14 protein-coding genes are annotated in these 17,902 nt (G+C 75.6%); 3 read left to right on the top strand and 11 right to left on the bottom strand.

All coding sequences use genetic code 11. The features are described 5' to 3' along the window. Positions 1-13 precede the first annotated feature (13 nt). On the top strand, positions 14-1,003 hold the full coding sequence (locus BLU95_RS05210; protein WP_231978309.1) for an endonuclease/exonuclease/phosphatase family protein: 990 nt from the start codon (positions 14-16) through the stop codon (positions 1,001-1,003). Positions 1,004-1,101: 98 nt separating this feature from the next. On the opposite strand, the gene BLU95_RS05205 is transcribed toward BLU95_RS05210, so the two are convergent. Continuing rightward, positions 1,102-2,583 carry a DUF6777 domain-containing protein gene (locus tag BLU95_RS05205; protein ID WP_159424781.1) on the bottom strand — a complete coding sequence of 494 codons (1,482 nt, stop codon included), beginning with the start codon at positions 2,581-2,583 and terminating at the stop codon, positions 1,102-1,104. A 299-nt stretch (positions 2,584-2,882) separates the two neighbouring features. On the opposite strand from BLU95_RS05205, the gene BLU95_RS05200 reads away from it, so the two are divergent. Next, positions 2,883-4,244 (top strand): streptophobe family protein, encoded by a 1,362-nt coding sequence (locus BLU95_RS05200; protein ID WP_231978305.1) that lies wholly within the window; start codon positions 2,883-2,885, stop codon positions 4,242-4,244. On the opposite strand, the gene BLU95_RS05195 is transcribed toward BLU95_RS05200, so the two are convergent. From BLU95_RS05195 to BLU95_RS05180, 4 genes are all read right to left on the bottom strand, one after another. Beyond that, entirely contained in the window at positions 4,241-4,645 is a 405-nt protein-coding gene (locus tag BLU95_RS05195; protein ID WP_093858913.1) for a DUF4259 domain-containing protein, read from the bottom strand. The genes BLU95_RS05200 and BLU95_RS05195 overlap by 4 nt on opposite strands. Before the next feature lie 90 nt (positions 4,646-4,735). Further along, positions 4,736-5,803, bottom strand: coding sequence for a serine/threonine-protein kinase (locus BLU95_RS05190; protein WP_502689858.1), 1,068 nt, complete (start codon positions 5,801-5,803; stop codon positions 4,736-4,738). A gap of 164 nt (positions 5,804-5,967) precedes the next feature. Further along, a complete protein-coding gene (locus tag BLU95_RS05185) occupies positions 5,968-6,570 on the bottom strand; it encodes a hypothetical protein (protein WP_197698721.1) in 603 nt (200 codons plus the stop codon). A 112-nt stretch (positions 6,571-6,682) separates the two neighbouring features. Further along, positions 6,683-9,061, bottom strand: coding sequence for an FHA domain-containing protein (locus tag BLU95_RS05180; protein WP_093858912.1), 2,379 nt, complete (start codon positions 9,059-9,061; stop codon positions 6,683-6,685). Positions 9,062-9,311: 250 nt separating this feature from the next. Between BLU95_RS05180 and BLU95_RS05175 the strand changes: the two genes are divergently transcribed. Continuing rightward, positions 9,312-10,661, top strand: coding sequence for an acyltransferase (locus BLU95_RS05175; RefSeq protein ID WP_159424780.1), 1,350 nt, complete (start codon positions 9,312-9,314; stop codon positions 10,659-10,661). A gap of 174 nt (positions 10,662-10,835) precedes the next feature. Here BLU95_RS05175 and BLU95_RS05170 read toward each other — a convergent pair whose 3' ends face one another. The 6 genes from BLU95_RS05170 to BLU95_RS05145 form a co-directional block, all read right to left on the bottom strand. Next, positions 10,836-11,795 (bottom strand): alpha-ketoacid dehydrogenase subunit beta, encoded by a 960-nt coding sequence (locus BLU95_RS05170; protein WP_093858910.1) that lies wholly within the window; start codon positions 11,793-11,795, stop codon positions 10,836-10,838. Then, on the bottom strand, positions 11,792-12,892 hold the full coding sequence (locus BLU95_RS05165) for a thiamine pyrophosphate-dependent dehydrogenase E1 component subunit alpha (RefSeq protein WP_231978302.1): 1,101 nt from the start codon (positions 12,890-12,892) through the stop codon (positions 11,792-11,794). The genes BLU95_RS05170 and BLU95_RS05165 overlap by 4 nt, the downstream gene beginning before the upstream one ends. Beyond that, a complete protein-coding gene (locus tag BLU95_RS05160; protein WP_093858909.1) occupies positions 12,889-13,803 on the bottom strand; it encodes a phytanoyl-CoA dioxygenase family protein in 915 nt (304 codons plus the stop codon). The genes BLU95_RS05165 and BLU95_RS05160 overlap by 4 nt, the downstream gene beginning before the upstream one ends. Positions 13,804-13,840: 37 nt before the next feature. Next, positions 13,841-14,854, bottom strand: coding sequence for a 4-hydroxyphenylpyruvate dioxygenase (hppD, locus tag BLU95_RS05155; RefSeq protein ID WP_093858908.1), 1,014 nt, complete (start codon positions 14,852-14,854; stop codon positions 13,841-13,843). A gap of 76 nt (positions 14,855-14,930) precedes the next feature. Beyond that, positions 14,931-16,193, bottom strand: a complete 1,263-nt coding sequence (locus BLU95_RS05150; protein WP_093858907.1) for a beta-ketoacyl-[acyl-carrier-protein] synthase family protein — start codon at positions 16,191-16,193, stop codon at positions 14,931-14,933. Continuing rightward, a complete protein-coding gene (locus BLU95_RS05145; protein WP_093858906.1) occupies positions 16,190-17,836 on the bottom strand; it encodes a class I adenylate-forming enzyme family protein in 1,647 nt (548 codons plus the stop codon). The genes BLU95_RS05150 and BLU95_RS05145 overlap by 4 nt, the downstream gene beginning before the upstream one ends. Positions 17,837-17,902: the final 66 nt, after the last annotated feature.

Here is a 17,902-nt window from a genome sequence, read left to right as displayed (position 1 = left end):
GCTGGAGCGAGGGGTGGGGAAGCCGGTGGAGCGGGCACGCTGGTGGGTGTGGGTGCGGCGGGTGCTGGAGTGGTCCGGCTGGGCGGTGTCGGCGCTGTCGGCGGCCCTGCTGACGGTCCGCTTCGGCGGGTGGGACGACGGGACGCCGCTCGCGCTCGCCGTGGTGCTGGTGCCGTACGCGGCGCTGGGCGGCGTGCTCGCGCTCGGCGTGCTGCTGGCGGTCCGCTCGTGGTGGGCGGCGGCGGTCGCCGGTGTCCTGGCGGCGGTGCAGCTCTTCTGGCTGGTCCCGAGGCTGGTGCCGGACGGCGGCGCGGCTCCGGCGGCCGACGCGCCCCGGCTGCGGCTCGCCACCAGCAACGCCTGGGTGGGGCAGGCCGATGCCGACGAGATCGTCCGGCTGGTGCGCGAACAGCGTGTCGACGTCCTCGCGATGGAGGAGTTGGGGCCGGGCGCGGTCGCGCGGCTGGACCGGGCGGGCATCGCCGAGGTGCTGCCGCACCGGGAGCTGAGGCCCGGCCGGGACACCGCGATCTACTCGCGGCTCCCGCTGACGCCGCTCGACGGCTCGGCCTCGGAGGCGGCCCGGGAGCAGATCGCGGCCGAGGTGACGGTCGGCGGTCGGACCGTCCGGCTGACGGCCGTGCACACCTACTACCCGCTGGGCGACTCCGGACGCTGGTCGGAGGACTTCGACGGACTGCGGGCGGCGGTGGCCGGTGCCACCCGCAACGCCGTCCTGCTGGGTGACTTCAATGCGACGCTCGACCACACGCCGATGCGCGCCCTGCTCGACACCGGCCTCACCGACACCCACGCGGAGCTGGGCCGGGGTGCCGCGCCCACCTGGCCGGAGTCGAACACCTACGTCCCCGGACTGCGGCCGGTGATCCAGATCGACCACGTACTGCACGGGGAGGCGCTGCGCGCCGTGTCGGTGACGGAGCACCGGGTGCGGGGCGCCGACCACCGCGCGGTGGTCGCGGAGCTGGCCGTCACCGGCTGAGGCGGGGCCGCGTGCGCCGGGCGGCCGGGTGCCGGTGCCGGACGGCACCGGGGTGCGGACCGGCCGGGGTGACACCCCGGCCGGTCCGGCCGGTCGGATCAGCCGGTGGTGTCCGTGACCGTGGGGCAGGGCGGCAGGGTGGACGGCGCGGTGGTGGCGCAGGTCGCCGTGGCCGTCGCCGGCTGCTGGGCCGAGGTGGTGGACGCGGCCGTCTTCGTGGTCGTCGTGGTGGCGGCCGGGGTGGAGGTCACCGTCGGCTTCGAGGTCGCCGACTCGGTGGAGCCACTGGTCGAGGTACCGGCCGAGGCGGACGAGGAGGTCGCACCCGAGGACGTGGCCCCGGAGGACGTGGCACCCGAGGAGGTCGCGCCCGAGGCCGACGCGGTCGCCGGGCTGCTGGACGGCCCGCTGGAACCGGAGGTCGAGCCGGACGGCGAACCCGAGGTGGACGTGCTTCCCGAGGTCGACGCCGAGGACGAGGTCGAGGCGGAGGTGGAGCCCGAGTTCGACGGGCTCGACGAGGCGGACGGCCAGGAGGTGGCGGGCGGCACACCGGGTGCCAGCGGACCTCGCGGCTCCCGGACCTCCTTGTCGACGACCTTGATCTGCCCCGTCACCCGCGCGAACCAACCGCCGGTCACGATGTCCACGAGGACGATCTCGGTCACCGGCCGGGGCGCGGCGACCACGATGATCACTGTGCTCGGCTGGAAGCCGGTCCACGGCTTGCCGACGTACTTGGCGTCCGAGACCAGCGTCGGTGCCTTCAGCGGGTTGCCGCAGCCGCAGCGCACCCGCGGCACGCCCTGCGCGTCGACCAGCACCGCGGTGCCGGCCTGGAGCACGGACTGGTAGGCGACGGCCGCGCCGCCCTGGTAGCTGTGATTGGTCACCCGGGTGTCCACCCGCAGGTACGCCGAGGTCAGCGACCGCAGGTAGCCGGGGACGGCGGACTGCTCGATGCCCTGGGCCGAGGCCCAGGCCCGGCCGGTGTCGCCGGTCGAAGTGATCGAGATCAGCCGCTCCACGTCGCAGCTCGGCTTGTTCATCGTCCCGCCGTAGACGCCGGCCGACGTCCCCTCGACGTTGTGCAGGCCGGTGCTCGCGGTGGCCGTGGCACCGGCCGTTCGGGTGGCGGTCGCCGTGGCCGGTGCCGGGGCGGGGGCCTGCACGGCCTCCGTCTGGACCGACGGGGTGAACGGCGCCGGGCCCGGGTCCTGCGGACCCTGCAGCGCGACCTCGTTCGCGGTCGGCACGGTGGTGTCGCTGCTGCCGCCACCGCCGCTGTTGTTGTTGACGATCAGCACCGCCGCCACCACGGCCAGCGCGGCGGTGCCGGCCACCAGGGCGGCCTTCCGGCCGGAGCGCCACCACGGCGTCGGACGCCCCCCGCCCGGTCCGCCGGACGAGCCGCCCGGTCCGCCGCCGCCGGACGGTCCGCCGGCTCCGCCGGAGGCCGGGCCGGACGGGGGACCGGGCGGACCGGAGCGGCCGCCCGAGGGCGGCCCGGAGAGCGGGCCGGACGGCGGTCCGGAGGGCGGGCCGAGGGGCGGCCCGGACGAAGGCGGTTGGGAACTCATCGAGGCTCCGTTTCGCAGGCGGCCGGTCCACCCGGCCGGCGCAGGAGGCTCCTGCCACTGGGATCCATTTCTGCCCCGGGTGCCGGTCCGTCGCAACAGCAGCGGGCGGCCGACGGGAACGGCGGGCGTGATCGGCGGGCGTGGCGGGGCGGGGCGGGGCGGCGTGGGGCGGCGTGGGGCGACGGGACCGGTGGGCGGACAGGCGGACAGGCGGGCGGGCCGGTCCTGGGCCACCCTGGTCGCAGGCGTGGGGGCCGGAGCCGGACGCACGGGGGAGACCGAGCCGACAGGGAGGCCGTATGCACCAGCAGGCCCGTTCGAGCGGGCCGGCCCGCACCGCGGCGGCCGGACCACCCGGGGCGCTGCGCGGCTGGCTGGACGCGGTGGCGGTCGTCCTGGCCGGATTCGCCGCGATGGCGGCCGTCGCCGCGCTCGGCCTCTGGGCGGCGGGGGCGAACGACCTGCCCGGCGGGGGCTTCCCGTACGTGCTCGCCGCCACCCTCGCCCTCGCGGTCGGGGGCTCGGTCGGCCTCGACGGCGGGGCGGGTTTCTTCGCCTCCGTCGATGCCGGGATCGTCGCGATGCCGCTGTCCGTGAGCCTGGTCGGCGCGCTGGCCGTGGCCGAGGTGTTCCTGCGCCAACTGCGGTTCCGCGCGGTCGCGGGCGGCCGGGAGCTGCTCGGCCGGGCCGCCCGGACGGCGGTGGTCTGGCTGGTCGCCCTGGCCCTGCTCTGCGTCGCGGCCCGGCACACCTTCCCGGTACCGCTCGGTGGCGGGCTGGTCGAGCAGCTCGGCGGCGCGCTCGGGATCGAGCCCGAGGTGGGCTTCCACGCGGAGCCGGCGTCCACCCTCGGCCTCGGGCTGCTCTGGCTGCTGGTGGTGCTGGCCGCGACCTTCGCCGTCTCCCGCCGGGCCCCGCTGCCGCGCTCCCTGGTGCCCTTCCAACAGGCCGTGCGCCCGGCCGGGTTCGCCATGCTGCTGGTCCTGCTCGGGTGCGTGGTGCTGGGGGTGGTGGCCGCGATCGTCACCGCCGCGGTGAACGGGAACGCCCGCGAGGTCGCCGCCGTCGCCCTGCTCGCCCTGCCCAACCTGGTCTGGCTCGCCTTCGGCGTCGGTCTCGGCGGCGAGTGGAACGGCCATCTGGTCGGCGCGATCGGACTGCCCGTGCCCAAGTCGCTGGCCGCCGTGCTGCGCGTCGGCGAGGGCCAGGAGGGCACGGTCAGCCTCGGCACGCTCGCCGAACAGAACGCCCGCGCCTGGTGGTTGCTCCCGGCGGCCGCCGTGCTGATGCTCGCCGCCGGGGTGTTCGCCGCGCACCGCGCACCGCGCGGGGTCCGGCTGTGGCAGCACGCGGTGCGGCTGGCGGCCGCTGCGGCCGTCACCGTGCTGCTGGTCGGCGTGTGGACCAGGATCTCCGCCGACTACGGCCTCTCGGTCCTCGGGGTGGGCCTCGGTGAGGGCGGTCTGGGCGACCTGCTCGGCTCCGTCCTCGGCCAGGAGGCGGGCCCGGTCGGCCCGGCCGCCGCCCTGACCGGCGGCACGCTCACGCTCGACCCGGTGCTCTGGATCACCGTGCCGCTCGCCGCCGGCTGGGGGCTGCTGACGGGCGCCCTGGGCGCCCTCGCCGCCGCCCGGCTGCCACGGCGCGGCGAGACCGGCTAGCCCTCCTCGTACTCCTCGCCGTCCCGGTCGGCGGCCTCCCGGCGCGCGGCGGCGGCCAACCGGTCGAAGGTGCGGTGCAGGACCTCCCGGCGCTCCGCCTTGTACGCGGGCTTGGGGCCCAGACCGTCGATGCTGCGCTCCCAGACGGCCAGGAAGGTCTCCTTCCAGCCCTCGACCACCTCGGCCTTCGGCAGCTCGCCGGCGGTGTGGCCGGCCTGGGCGAGGACGTGCAGGAGCTCCAGGTTGCACGGTACGGCGACGCCCCAGTACTCGTCGGGTTCGAGCTCGACCGGGTCGCCGGCCATCGCCTCGGCGACCTCCTCGACGAGGCGGCCGACGACGGCCGACAGGTGGTCCAGCGCCGCGTCGCTCTCGAAGTTCCCACTGCCCCACGTGCCCACGAGCGCTCCCCTGCGTGCTGCCGTCCTCGCTGTCGACGCCATCGAAGCAGACCGGACCGACAACGGCCGCTGCCGTCGCCCGGCGGAGCGTCACCGCCAGTGGGAGGGGCCGGGCGGGCGGACGGCCGGGAGGGCCCAGGGGGGCGGGTCGGGGACGCCGGGGGTGGCGCCGAACGGGGGTACGGCGGCGGGGACGACCTGGGTCGGTGGGCCGGCCGTGCCCCACTGGGCGCCGGGAGGGCCGCCGGCCGGGGTGACGGTGGCCGCCGCGCGCAGCTCGGCGACGAACTGCAGGCAGCTGGCGAACCGTTCCTCGGGGGTCTTGGCCAGGGCCCGGCCGACCACCTCGTCCACGGCGGACGGCAGGTCCGGCCGGTGCTCGCGCACGGTGGGCGGCGGGTCGTTGAGGTGGGCCCAGAGCAGCGCGAGGTCGCTCTCCCGGCGGAACGGCGGCGCTCCGGAGAGCATCTCGAACACCACGCAGCCGAGGCCGTACTGGTCGCAGCTGCCGTCCAGCGGGCGTCCCGAGATCTGCTCGGGCGCGGCGTAGTCGAGGGTGCCGACGATCTGGCCGACGCCGGTCAGGCCGCTCAGCGACAGGGACTTCTTGGTGAGGCCGAAGTCGGCGAGGTAGAGGTGTTCCGGGTGCTCGCTGTCGGTACCGGGGGCGACGAGCACATTGCCGGGTTTGACGTCCCGGTGGACCAGGTCGTGGTCGTGCGCGGCGTCCAGCGCGGACGCGATCTGCAGGGCGAGCCCGGCGGCCCGCTCGACCGGGAAGGGGCCGCCCCGGGCGATGAGGCCGCGCAGGTCGCCGCGCTCGACGTAGCGCATCGCGATGAAGAGGATGCCGTCCGCCTCGCCCGCCTCGAACACGGGGATGATGTGCGGGTGGTCGATCGCGGCGGCGACCTGCGACTCGTGGATGAAACGGCGCCGGAACACCTCGTTGCGGGCGAGCTCGGGGGCGAGCAGTTTGACCGCGACGGTCCGGCCCAGCCGCAGGTCCTTGGCCCGGTAGACGACGGCCATGCCGCCGCGGCCGATCTCCGCCTCCAGCCGGTACCCGGCGACCCGCCGTCCGACCAGGCCGGCGGGCAGGCTCGGCAGCGCGAGGGCGTCGTCGTCGGGGTCCGCCGGGAGGTCGGGCCAGGGCAGGGGGGCGGGCCCGGCGGGAGCGGCCGCCGCGGTGGGACCGGCGTCGGGCACCCGGGTGGCCCGCGCGGCGGTGGCGGGGTGCGGGGACGGCTCGGCGGGCGGTTCCGGGGCAGGCGGCGGCCCGGCGGGCGGCTGCTCGCCGGGTGGCGGTTCCGGGGGCGTGCTCACGGCTCCACCAGTCGGGTGGGCTCGCCGGCGTCCGGCGGCGGCCCGGCGTTCGGGGCTGCGGCGTTCGGCGCCGGGGCGGCCGGCCTCCCGCTGTCGGGGAGCCGCGGCCGGTCGCCGACGGCGTAGGTGTGGAGCTGGAGGCCGTCGCAGTAGGACCAGCGGTCGTGCACCGGGTCGAACACCCAGAGCCGCTCGCCGTCGACGACCAGCCCGATCCGCAGGCCGCGCGTCCGGTCCCGGAAGGTCTCCAGGTCCACGCCGCCGGCGGCGAGGTCCTCCAGCAGCGAGCGGTAGCGGGCCAGGCCGCCCTCCGCCTCGGCGAGCGCGGGGCGCGGGTCGGCGGTGCGGGCCGGCGGGCCGGTGGCGGTGGGCGGGACCCCGGGGAGCGAGAGGAGCAGCCGGCCGTCGACCCAGGTGGTCCAGCCGTTGGAGCAGAGCACCTGGGCCCAGTCACCGGCCCGGCCGAGCAGTTGCAGCGGCAGCAGCGGGTCCAGCGGGGACGCGGGTTGCGCCGGGTCCGGGGCGGCCCAGCTGGGCAGGCCGTCGGGCGGGGCCACATGGGTGGGGCGGAACCCGAACTCGTCCATCGGCAGGGTCACTTCCGCAGGGTCGCTTCCGCTGGTCCACTTCCGCGGGGTCGCATCGGTCGGGGCGTCGGTCGGGGCATCGGTCGGGCAACGGTCGGGGCGTCGGTCGGGGGCATCGGTCGGGTCACTTCCGCATGATCGCCGGCTCCTGCCGGCGCAGCAGGGCGAGCACGGCGACGGCCAGCAGCACCGCGAGCCCGACCAGCAGGCCCAGCGACAGCAGCCAGCCGGCCCGGTCCTGCCGGAACATCGGGTCCGCCGTGATCGCGGTCGGCAGCACGGTGTGCAGGTCGACGGTGCGGGCCATCGCGGACAGGCCCCAGCGGGACGGCACCAGCCAGGAGAACTGCTCCAGGCCGGGCACGCCGTGCAGCTTCAGCATGGCGCCGCTGAACACGATCTGCACCACGGAGAGCAGCACCAGCAGCGGCATCGTCGCCTCCTCCTTGCGGACCAGCGCGGACACCAGCAGGCCGAGCATCATCGCGGAGAAGGACAGCAGCGCCACCGCGATGATCAGCTCGGCCAGTGGTGGCAGCAGTACGCCGCTGTGCACCGTCACCCCGTTGGCCAGGGTGGGGCTGAGATCGACGCCGGCCAGGCCGACCACCGTCAGGACGGCGGCCTGCACCACCGTGATCGTGCCGAGCACCACCACCTTGGAGACCAGATAGGCCGAGCGGGACAGCCCGACCACACGTTCCCGCTGGTAGATCGGCCGTTCCTTGACGATCTCGCGCACCGCGTTGGCCGAGCCGGTGAGCAGGCCGCCGATGCAGAGCGTGAGCAGGCAGTTCAGCGCGTTGTCGGAGGAGAGCCGGCTGCCCGCCATCGCCCGGCACATCACGCCGATCAGGAACGGCAGGGCGATCATCACGGTCAGGAACAGCCGGTCCGCGGCGAGCACCGCCGTGTAGCGGCGGATCAGTGTGCCCAGCTGGGCGAACCAGCCCTGCGGCTGCTCCGGGCCGATGCCGGCGGCGGCCTGCGCCGCCCCGGGAGCGGCCACCGGGACCGGCCGCGCGGGCGGCAGCGCCTCGGCGGCGACGTACCGCTCGTACTGGGGCGACTCCCGGAACCGGCGCTGCCAGGCCGCGTGGTCCTCGTTCTCGAACGCCTCGAAGGCCTGCGGCCACTCGGTGAAGCCGAAGAACGGCAGGGCCTCGTCGGGCGGGCCGTAGTAGGCGGTGCGGCCGCCGGGCGCGAGCACCAGGAGCCGGTCGCAGACGTCGAGACTGAGCACACTGTGGGTGACCACGACGACGGTGCGTCCGTCGTCGGCCAGGCCGCGCAGCATCTGCATCACCGAGCGTTCCATGCCCGGGTCCAGGCCGGAGGTGGGTTCGTCGAGGAAGAGCAGCGAGGGTTTGGTGAGCAGTTCGAGGGCGACGCTGACGCGTTTGCGCTGGCCGCCGGAGAGACTGGAGATCACCAGGTCGGCGCGGGCGTCCAGGCCGAGTTCGTGGATCACCTCGGAGACCCTGGCCTCCCGTTCCCCCTTGGCGGTGTCACCGGGGAAGCGCAGTTCGGCGGCGTAGGAGAGCGCCCGCCGGACGGTGAGCTGGGTGTGCAGGATGTCGTCCTGCGGCACCAGGCCGATCCGGCGGCGAAGCTCGGCGTAGTCGCGGTAGAGGTCGCGGCCGTCGTACAGCACGGTGCCCTCGTCGGCCGGGCGCAGCCCGGTGAGCGCGTTCAGCAGGGTGGACTTGCCGGCGCCGCTGGGGCCGGCCACGGCGAGCAGGGCCTTCTCGGCGAGCGGGAAGGAGACGTCGTCGAGCAGCACCCGCCGGTCGGAGCCGACCCGTACGACCAGGTTCTGCACATTGAGCGAGACCTCCCCGGTGTCGGTGTACTCGACGAGTTCGTCGCCGGAGAGGCAGAGCGCGAAGTGGCCGATGCCGACGATGTCCGCCGGGCCGACCGGGGACCGCTGGACCGGGCTGCCGTTGAGGTAGGTGCCGTTGTGGCTGCCCAGGTCGACGATCTCGTGGCCGCCGTCGGGCAGGGTGCGCAGTTCGGCGTGGTGCCGGGAGACCACGAGGTCCTCCAGCACCAGGTCGTTGTCGGGGGCCCGCCCGATCCGCACCGTCCGGCCGGGCAGCCTGAGCACGGCGCTGGGGCGGCGGAAGGTGCCGGAGACGGCCGGTGCGACGAGCGAGGGCCGCTCGGCCGGGGCGGCGGCGGGCAGGCCCGCGAAGGTGGCGGACGGCCCGTCCGCCGCGTCGCCGAACCGCAGCCTGGTGCCGGGGCCGACCTCCTCGGACCGGATCCGGCGACTGTCGGCGAAGGTGCCGTTGGTACTGCCGACGTCCTCCAGCTGCCAGTGGTCGGCGGTGGTGTGCAGTACGGCGTGGTGCCAGGAGACCCGGGGGTCGTCGAGGACGATCTCGCTGGTCGGGTCGCGGCCGACGTGGTACGCCCGGCGCGGATCGAGCAGCTGCGAATCCGTGTCGGTGACGAGGACCAGGGGCGGCGCGCCGGGCGCGCCCGGGCGCTCTCCCATGCTTCGGAGTCTAGCCGGGTGGCGCCCGCCCGGCCCGGTCACGCGGCATGGGTGGCGCCCGCCCGGCCCGGTCACGCGGCGCCCGCCCGGCCCGGTCGCCCGGGGCGCGGCCCGGCCGGTCGGGCCGATGCCACGCAATTGGACTGGACCACTGGATTGCCGCCCGGGTACTGCCCTATCGTTCGGGGAGATCTGTACGGTCGTCGGGGCCCTCCGTACGACACGCCACGCGAGCCCCGGGATGGATCCATTGAGCGTCTGGCCGCAGTTGCGCGACACCCGAACGGTCAGAGCCGGCGTCGCGCCCGGGACGGTGCTCCGCTGCGGCCTCGTCGACACGATGCTCGCCGACCTCTCCGTCTCGGTCGTGCTGTTCTTCGACCGGGCCCTGGACGAGGAGCGGCTCGCCGCCGGGCTGGCCCGGGCGCTGGAGCGGATCCCGGTGTTCGCCGGCCGACTGCGCACCGTGGACGGGGTGTTGGAAGCCGTCTGCGACGACTCCGGTGTGCCGATGGTGAGTTACCGGGTCGACGGCACCCTCGCCGAGTCGATGGGACGGGTCACCGCGCCCGGCGCCCAGCACGTCGACCCGCTGGACGCCCGGGCCGCCCGGACCGGCGACGGGCCGCTGTTCGGCGTCCGGGTCACCCGCACCGGCGACGGCGGCACCGTGCTCGGCTGCTCCTGGCACCACGCGATCGGCGACCTGCAGAGCTTCGCCCTGCTGCTGCGCGCCTGGTCGGCGGCGGTCGAGGGCGAGGAGCTGCCGGTGGCCGAACTCGTCGAGGACCAGGACGCGCTGCTCGACCGGGTGCTGCCCGCCGAGGACAGCGGACGGCCCGGCTTCCGGGTGCCCGGGGACGCCGAACGCCTGCTGCTGGACCGCGAGGTGGCGGCCGGGCCGCGCGCCAACCGGACCGTGCAGCTCTACTTCGGGGACGACGAGATCGCCCGGATGCGCGAGGAGTTCGGCGCGGCGGCCGGCACCAAGGTCTCCGCCGGTGACGCCGTCTGCGCCCATGTCGTGCACACCGTCAGGGAGTTGGACGGCGACCCGGAGACCCGCTGGCTCACCGTCCCGGTGAACGTCCGACGCCCGCTCGGCCTGCCGGACACCCTGATCGGCAACCTGCTCGGCGACATCCACCTGCCGTACACGCCCGCCGACGGCCCCGGCGTCCTCGCCGGGGCGCTGCGCACCGCCGTGCGGGACTACGCCGAGGAGCACCTCAACCTGCGCTCCAACCTGCGCTTCCTGGCCGAGCTGGGCCGCCCCGGGCTGGCCGGGTGCGTGCCGCTCGGTTTCGACCCGCAGCACCGCCGGTTCAGCTTCTCCAACTGGAGCCGCTTCGGCCTCTACGAGGCCAGCTTCCAGGGGCAGCGGCCGGTGTTCTTCAGCCCGACCGCCAACTATCCGCTGCCGTGGGTCTCGTGGAGCGTGGAGGGCTTCGGCGGCACCGGACTCCTCACCACACTGGTGGTCCCCGCCCGGCTGGCCGCCCGGCTGCGCGGGACGGACGGCCGGGCGGTCCTGCACCGCTACCGGGACGCGTCCGACCCGCTCCCGGCGCTGCTCGCGGCCGTGCCGAAGGTGCTCTGAACCGGCGCCCCGGCCGTCCGAACCGGTGCCCCGGCCGTCCGAACCGGTGCCCCGGCCGTAGACCGGCCGGGGCACCGAACGCCGACCGAACGCCGACCGAACGCCGACCGAACGCCGACCGGGGGCGGCCGCGGCGGCCGCCCCCGGAGGGTGTTCTCCCGGTTGTCGCGGGACCTACTTCATGACGGCGCGCAGCGCGTGCCGCAGCTGCTCCCGCTCCGGCTGCAGCGCCCGGTCCAGCGCGGGGGCGAACGGCAGCACCGTGCCGTCCGGGCGGGTGATCCGGCGGGGCGGGGCGGTGAGCCGGAACTCCTCGGCGGCGGTGGCCAGTACCTCCGCGCCGATCCCGCAGCTGCGGTTGGAGTCGTCGATCACCACGAGCCGCCCGGTGCGCTCCAGCGACTCGCCCAGCGCGGCCCAGTCGAACGGGTACAGCGTGCGCGGGTCGAGCACCTCGACCGAGATCTCGCCGGCGAGTTCCTCCGCCACCGCCAGGGCGTCGTGCACCAGGTGCCCGACCGCGACCAGGGTGACGTCGGTTCCCGCCCGGTGCACCCGGGCCCGGCCGAGCGGCACCGGGACGAGGTCCCAGGTGACGGTCTCGCGGACCGGCAGCGCGGCGGCCGGGGCGAACACCACCACCGGGTCGGGGTCCTGGATCGCCGAGCGGAGCAGCCCGTAGGCGTCGGTCGGCGTGGCCGGGACGACGGTCTTCACCCCCGAGTGCGCGAACAGGCTGTAGGGGTGGTCCGAGTGCTGGCCGGCCCAGCCGGTCCGGGAGCCGGAGCCGGGGACCAGACAGGTGAGCGGGACGCCCGCCTGCCCGCCGCTCATCAGCGAGAACTTGTGTGCCTGGTTGACGAGTTGCTCGAAGACCAGGAACAGCAGGGACGGGATCTGGAACTCCAGCACCGGCCGCCGCCCGGCCAGCGCCGCACCGACCGCCATCGCGGTGAACGCCTGCTCGGAGAGCGGGGTGTCGACGATCCGCTCCGACCCGAACCGGTCCAGCAGCCCGAGCGTGGGCCCGGCCATCCCGGCGCCGATGTCCTCGCCGAACACGCAGACCGAGGGGTCGGCGTCCAGTTCGTCGGCCAGCGCCCGGTTGAGCGCCTTGGTGTACGACAGTCTCATACGACCGCCCCCGCCCGGGGCCGCAGGCCGGAGGCGTACAGGTGGTCGGCGGCGCCGGCCGGGTCGGGGTGCGGCGAGGCGAGCGCGAACTCCTCGGCCGCCGCGAGTTCGGCGGCGACCTCGGCGTCCAGGGCGGCGGCGCGCCCGGTGCCGAGCGCGGTGGCGGCCCGGGGGAGCGGGTCGCGTTCGCGCCAGGCGGCCACCTCCTCGGTGGTGCGGTAGTGCAGCTTCATCAGCCGTTCCATGGTGTGGTGGCCCTCGAACCGGTAGGTGCGGCATTCCAGGAAGCTCGGTCCGCCGCCGTTCCGGGCGTGGGCGACGGCCTCCTCGGCGGCGGCCCGCACCGCCTCGGTGTCCATGCCGTCCACCTCGGTGGCCGGGATGCCGAAGGCGGCGGCCCGGCCGACCGCGCTGCCCGCCACCGCGGTGCCGGCCGGCAGGGTGGTGGCGTAGCCGTTGTTCTCGCAGACGAAGAGCACCGGCAGCCGCCACATCGCGGCCAGGTTGAGCGACTCCAGCAGCACGCCCTGGTTGAGCGCGCCGTCGCCGAAGAACGCCACCGCGACCGCGTCCGAACCGGCCTGCCGGTCGGCCCAGGCGGCGCCGACCGCGATCGGGGCGCCGGCGCCGACGATGCCGTTGGCGCCGAGGATGCCCAGCCGCAGGTCGGCGGCGTGCATCGAGCCGCCCCGGCCCCGGTTGGACCCGCCGACCCGACCGGCGAGCTCGGCCAGCAGCCGGGCCGGGTCGAGGCCCCGGGCCAGCACATGGCCGTGGCCCCGGTGGGTGGAGGCGAGCCGGTCGCCCGTGCCGAGCGCGGCGCAGACGCCGACCGCGACGGCCTCCTGCCCGATGTAGGGGTGGATGCCGCCGGTGATCACCCCGGACTTGACCAGCCCGAGGGCCCGCTCCTCGAAGGAGCGGATCAGCCGCAGCATCCGGTACCGCCGCTCGGGCGTGTCGAGCGCCGCCACGACGGGCGGGGCATCGGCCGAAGGGGCGTCGGCGGGCGGGACGTCGGCGGACGGGGCGGCATCGGCCGACGGGACGGCGGGCGCGGTCACGGGCGCGGTGCCGGCGGGAGCCCCAGGCGTCACAGCGCTCCCCGCCAGACGGTCGGGCAGAAGTCCGGGTCGGCGTAGTCGGGCCGGCCGTCGGGGGTGCGGCGGACCAGCACGTCGTGGTTGTAGACCACCGGCCCGCCGTCGGGCCGGGTGGCGGCCTGGTACGCGTTGCCGCCGTCCTGGAGGTGCAGCGACACCGCCCGGCGCGGGTAGGAGGCCAGGTTGGGGCCGCTGCCGTGGTACGTGCGGCAGTGGTGGAAGCTGACGTGCCCGCGCGGGATGATCATCGGGATCTTGCGGACCTCGGTGCCGTTGTACTCCGCGTTGGCGTCCAGGATGGAGTCCAGCTCGGAGTTGTCGCGCTCGGCGAAGTGCCGGGTGGAGTCCTCCCCCGAGGGAAGCTCCTTCCAGCGGTGGCTGCCGTCGACCATGGTGATGGTGCCGTTCTCCTCGCCGCAGTCGTGGAACGGCAGGAAGGCGGTCAGCATCCGGTCCGAGGAGGAGGTCTGCCAGTAGTGCTTGTCGAAGTGCCACGGCACCTGGTTGCTGGGCTCGCCCGGCACCGGGGGCTTGTAGATGAGGGTGGCCTGGAAGATCCGGGTCTCCTCGGCCTCGGCGAGCAGCGCCGCGACGGCGCCGAGCAGCGGCTTGCGCAGGATCGCGCCGATCGCGTCGCTCTCGTAGTGCACGTAGTCGTTGTGCCGCTGGACCGGGCCGTCCGCGGCCGACCAGGAGGCCAGCCGCGGCGGGCGGACCGGGAGGTCGCGGTCGCGGTGGCCGGTGTAGTAGTGCTCGGTGGCGGCCTGGAGGGTGTCCAGCTCCTCGTCGCTGAACAGCCGGCGGGACAGGTACCAGCCGTGCTCCAGGTAGCCGGCCACCTCCTCGGGGGTGGGCAGCAGGGCGCGTTCGGCCTCGGTGAGGTGGAACTCGGGTGCGATGGTCATGGGGGTCGGGCCTCCTCTTCGGGCGGTGCGGGTGGAATCAGACGGAGGCGGCGGCGCGCTGCCGTTCGACGGCCTCGTACAGGGCCTTGATGTTGGCGGTGCCGAAGGTGCCGGCGCCCTGGCGCTCGATCAGCTCCACGAAGTACGTCCGCCGCGGGTGGGTGGACCCGGCGAAGATCTGGAACAGCTGCCCGCCGTGGTCCTGGTCGACCAGGACGTCCAGTTCGCGCAGGGTCTCGACCGGGATGGCGGTGGTGCCGAGCCGCTCGGCGAGCGCGTCGTAGTACGTGCCGGGCGTGGTCAGGAACGCCACACCGCGCTCGCGGGCGCCGCGCACGGCGGTGGCGATGTCCGCGGTGCGGAAGGCGAGGTGCTGGACACCGGCGCCGTCGTGGTCGGCGAGGAAGGTGTCGATCTGGCCGGCCCGGCGGCTGGTGTCGGGCTCGATCAGGGTGAAGGTGACCTCGCCGGAGGCGCTCTGCACCACGCTGGAGTCCATCGCCTGCTCGCCGACCTCGATGTACTCGCCGAAGATCCGGTGCATGCCGAGCGCGGCCTCGCAGAAGCGCACCGCGTCCGCCAGTTGGCCGGCCGGCAGGCAGATCGCGGCGTGGTCGAGGGCGTCCAGCAGCTGCGGGCCGTCCCCGGTGGTCCCGGCCGCGGTCGGCACCTCGGGGACGAACCGCAGGGCGGTGTCGCCGAAGCCGGCGACCAGGCCGCCGGCCCGGTCCAGGACGCGGGCGCCGTGCCGCTCGGCGCGGTCGAGGGCGGCCTGCGGGTCGGGGCAGGAGAGCGCGAGGGCGGCCACGCCCTCGCCGTGCCGGGCGGCGTAGCGGGCCACCGGGTGCTCGGGGTCGGCGGCGGAGCGCAGCAGGAACCGGATGCTGCCCTGGCGCACCAGGACGGTGCGGGCGTTCGCGGACTCGGCCGCGGCCAGCTGTTCCGGCTCGGGCGGGACGGCGGTGAAGCCGTAGTCGGCGCAGAGGTCCGCCGCGGTGGCGTCGGCGTCGGCGCTGTGGTACTCGACGTGGGCTATGGACTGGATGGACAACGGGATCTCCCCGGGGGATCGCGAGTTGACGAGTGGCCTGGCCCGGATGTCCGCGTGCTGCGGCGCGGTTGCGGCGTCAGCGGAGGGACGGGGTGGAGGCGGGCTCGAAGACCAGGCTGAGGTTGTGCCCGCCGAAGGCGAAGGCGTTGCTCAGGGCCGCGGTGAGCGGGCCGGTGCGGGCCGCGCCCCGGACGTGGTCCAGGTCGCAGGCCGGGTCCGGCTCGTTGAGGTTGACGGTCGGTGGCAGCGTCCCCCGGGCCACCGCCAGGGCGGTGACCGCTGCCTCCAACGCGCCTGCGGCGCCCAGCAGATGACCGGTTGCTCCCTTGGTGGAGCTGACTGCGGGGGTGTGTCCGCCGAAGACGGCCCGCAGGGCGGCGGTCTCGGCGACGTCGCCGAGCTTGGTGCCGGTGCCGTGGGCGTTGACGTAGCCGATGTCGGACGGGCCCAGCCCCGCGTTGGCGAGGGCGGAGCGCATCGCGTCGGCGGCGCCCGCGCCGTCGGGGCGCGGCATGGTCGGGTGGTGCGCGTCGGTGGAGGCACCCCAGCCGGTGAGTTCGGCGTAACCGGCGGCGCCGCGGGCGGCGGCGTGCTCGGGGCTCTCCAGGATCAGTACCGCGCTGCCCTCGCCCAGGACGAAGCCGTTGCGGCGGCTGTCGAACGGCCGGCTGGCCTGCCCGGGGTCGTCCCAGCCGGAGGCCAGGGCACGGGCGTTGGTGAAAGCGGCGGCGATGGTGGGGTGCAGCGAGGATTCGGTGCCGCCGCACACCACCACGTCGGCGTCGCCGGAGCGGATCAGGCGCAGGCCCTCGGCGACGGCCTGGGCGCCGGCCGCGCAGGCGGTGACGATGGCCGTGCTGAAGCCGCGGATGCCGTGCTTGATGGCGATCCGGGCGGTGGCCATGTTGGAGAGCATGCCGGGCAGCAGGTAGGGGCTGACGCCGGGGCGGCCGCGTTCCGTGCGCCGCTGAGACTGCTGCTCGAAGGTCTCCAGGCCTCCGCCGCCGGTGGCCAGCACCACGGCGGTGCGGTGCGGGTCGGCGTCCCGGCCGACGACCAGACCGGCGTCGGCCAGGGCGTCGTCGGCGGCCGCCAGGGCGAGCAGCACGAAGCGGTCCACGCAGCGGGTCTCGGTGGGCGGCAGCACCTCGCGGCCGTCGATCGCCGGGGCGATGCCGGCGGCGTTCAGCCAGCCGTGGGCGGCGTGGCCCTCGGGGACGGCGCGGATGCCGGAGCGGCCCGCGGTGAGGGCGTCGAAGACCTCGGCGGGCTTTCGGCCGAGCGGGGTGACCAGGCCGATGCCGGTGACCACGGCGCCCGGGCGGCGTCCGGCGCTCATCGGGCGGCCACCGCGGCGGCGACGGGCGCGGCGGCGACCGAGTCGAGGTAGCGCTGCCGCAGCAGCACCTTGCGGACCTTGCCGGTCGGGCCGAGCGGGATGTCGTCCCCGCCGACCACGAGCACCTGGCGGACGGTGGCCGCGGCGGCGGAGTCCAGGGCGGCGGTGACGCTCGCGGTGCGGTCGGTGTCCGGGTCGGCGCCGGCGGCGAGGACCAGCAGCACATCGGTGACCACCCGGTCGCCGTCGCGCACCGCGACCACGGTGCAGTCCAGCACGTCGGGGTGGGCGGCCAGCACCCGTTCCTCCGACATGGCGGTGAACAGCCGCTTGCCGTCGCCGAGTTCGACCGAGTCGACGGCCCGGTCGACGTGGTAGTAGTAGCCCTCCTCGTCCCGGTACATGAGGTCGCCGGTGAGGAAGCGGCCGCGGAGCCGGGTGCGGTAGGTGGTGGCCGAGTCGTTCCAGTAGCCGAGCGCCAGGGTCGGTGAGGTGGTGGCGAGTTCGCCGACCTCGCCGGGGCCGAGCGGCTCGCCGTCCGGGCCGACCAGCTCGCAGTCGACGAACGCGTGCGGGCGGCCGACGCAGCGGCCGTAGCGCTCGGTGCCGGGTCCGTGGGTGATGAAGAAGTGCGAGTGGCCCATCTCGGTGGAGCCGAGGCCGTCCACGAACAGCGATCCCGGCACCCTGACCCGGCCCTCGCGGGTCACCGACTCACGGCTGCCGGCGGCGACGAGGCGGCGGATGTGCACCTCGTGGGCGCAGTCGCCGGTGTTCCACCAGAGTGCGACGGAGTCCAACTGCCTGGCGGTGAGGTCGTGGTGGGCGAGCTCGGCCCAGGTGGCGGCGAAGCCGACCACACCGCTGGGGCGCCACTGCTCGATCGCGTCCAGCACTCCGGCGCCGGACTGGCTGGAGAGCACGGCGAGTTGGGTGTGCGAGGCGAGCGAGAGGTTGACCGCGATCAGGGTGGCGGCGTGCGGGGCGGGCAGCGCGCTGAGCATCCGCTCCTGTCCCTGCGGGCGGGGCAGCCGGGCGCGGTGGCGGATCGCCGCGTAGAGGCTCGCGTGCGAGTGGACGACGGCCTTGGGGAGGCCGGTGGTGCCGGAGGAGTGGGTGATCGCCACCGGGTCGTCGGCCGAGTGCCGGTAGGGCGCGGGGGCGGCCGCGGGGTCGCCGGCGCCGAGCGTCGCGATCTCCGGCAGCGCGGGGGCGCCGGTCTCGTGGCCGGCCAGTGCGGCCAGGTGCGGCGGGTCGGCGAGGACGCCGACCGGGCCGAGCTTGGCGATGTAGCGGGCGGCCCGCTCACCGTCCAGGTTGGGGTTGAGCAGCGCGGGGATGGCGCCGATCCGGGCCAGCGCGAGGAAGGCGAGGACCTGGTCGGCGGCGTCGCCGGCGTACACCACGACCGGGTCGCGGCGGCCGATGCCGAGGGCGTGCAGGGCGGCGGCCCGGGCCCGGACGGCGCGGTCCAGCTCGGTGAGGGTCAGCGGGTGCCAGGCGGGGTGGTCGTCGACCGGGGTGTCGAAGGTCAGCAGCGGCTCGTCGAGGCCGAGGCCGAGTTCGACGCGGCGGGTGAGGACGTTGCCGGCGCCGACGGCCGGGTCGTCCGCCAGCAGGGTGCGGATACTGCGGATGCTCACGGGGTGGATCCCTCCCGAGGTGCGGGCGTGCGGGCGTGCTGCGGCGGGACGCGGCGGGCGGGGGAC

Source organism: Streptomyces sp. TLI_053 (assembly GCF_900105395.1).
Lineage (GTDB): Bacteria > Actinomycetota > Actinomycetes > Streptomycetales > Streptomycetaceae > Kitasatospora.
This window is presented reverse-complemented; position numbering and strand designations above follow the sequence as displayed.

Coding starts and splice junctions, on each gene's coding strand:
- BLU95_RS05160 (WP_093858909.1), bottom strand. CDS start 13,803: ATGACCATCGCACCCGAGTTCCACCTCACCGAGGCCGAACGCGCCCTG.
- BLU95_RS05170 (WP_093858910.1), bottom strand. CDS start 11,795: ATGAGACTGTCGTACACCAAGGCGCTCAACCGGGCGCTGGCCGACGAA.
- BLU95_RS05180 (WP_093858912.1), bottom strand. CDS start 9,061: ATGGGAGAGCGCCCGGGCGCGCCCGGCGCGCCGCCCCTGGTCCTCGTC.
- BLU95_RS05150 (WP_093858907.1), bottom strand. CDS start 16,193: ATGAGCGCCGGACGCCGCCCGGGCGCCGTGGTCACCGGCATCGGCCTG.
- BLU95_RS05200 (WP_231978305.1), top strand. CDS start 2,883: ATGCACCAGCAGGCCCGTTCGAGCGGGCCGGCCCGCACCGCGGCGGCC.
- BLU95_RS05205 (WP_159424781.1), bottom strand. CDS start 2,583: ATGAGTTCCCAACCGCCTTCGTCCGGGCCGCCCCTCGGCCCGCCCTCC.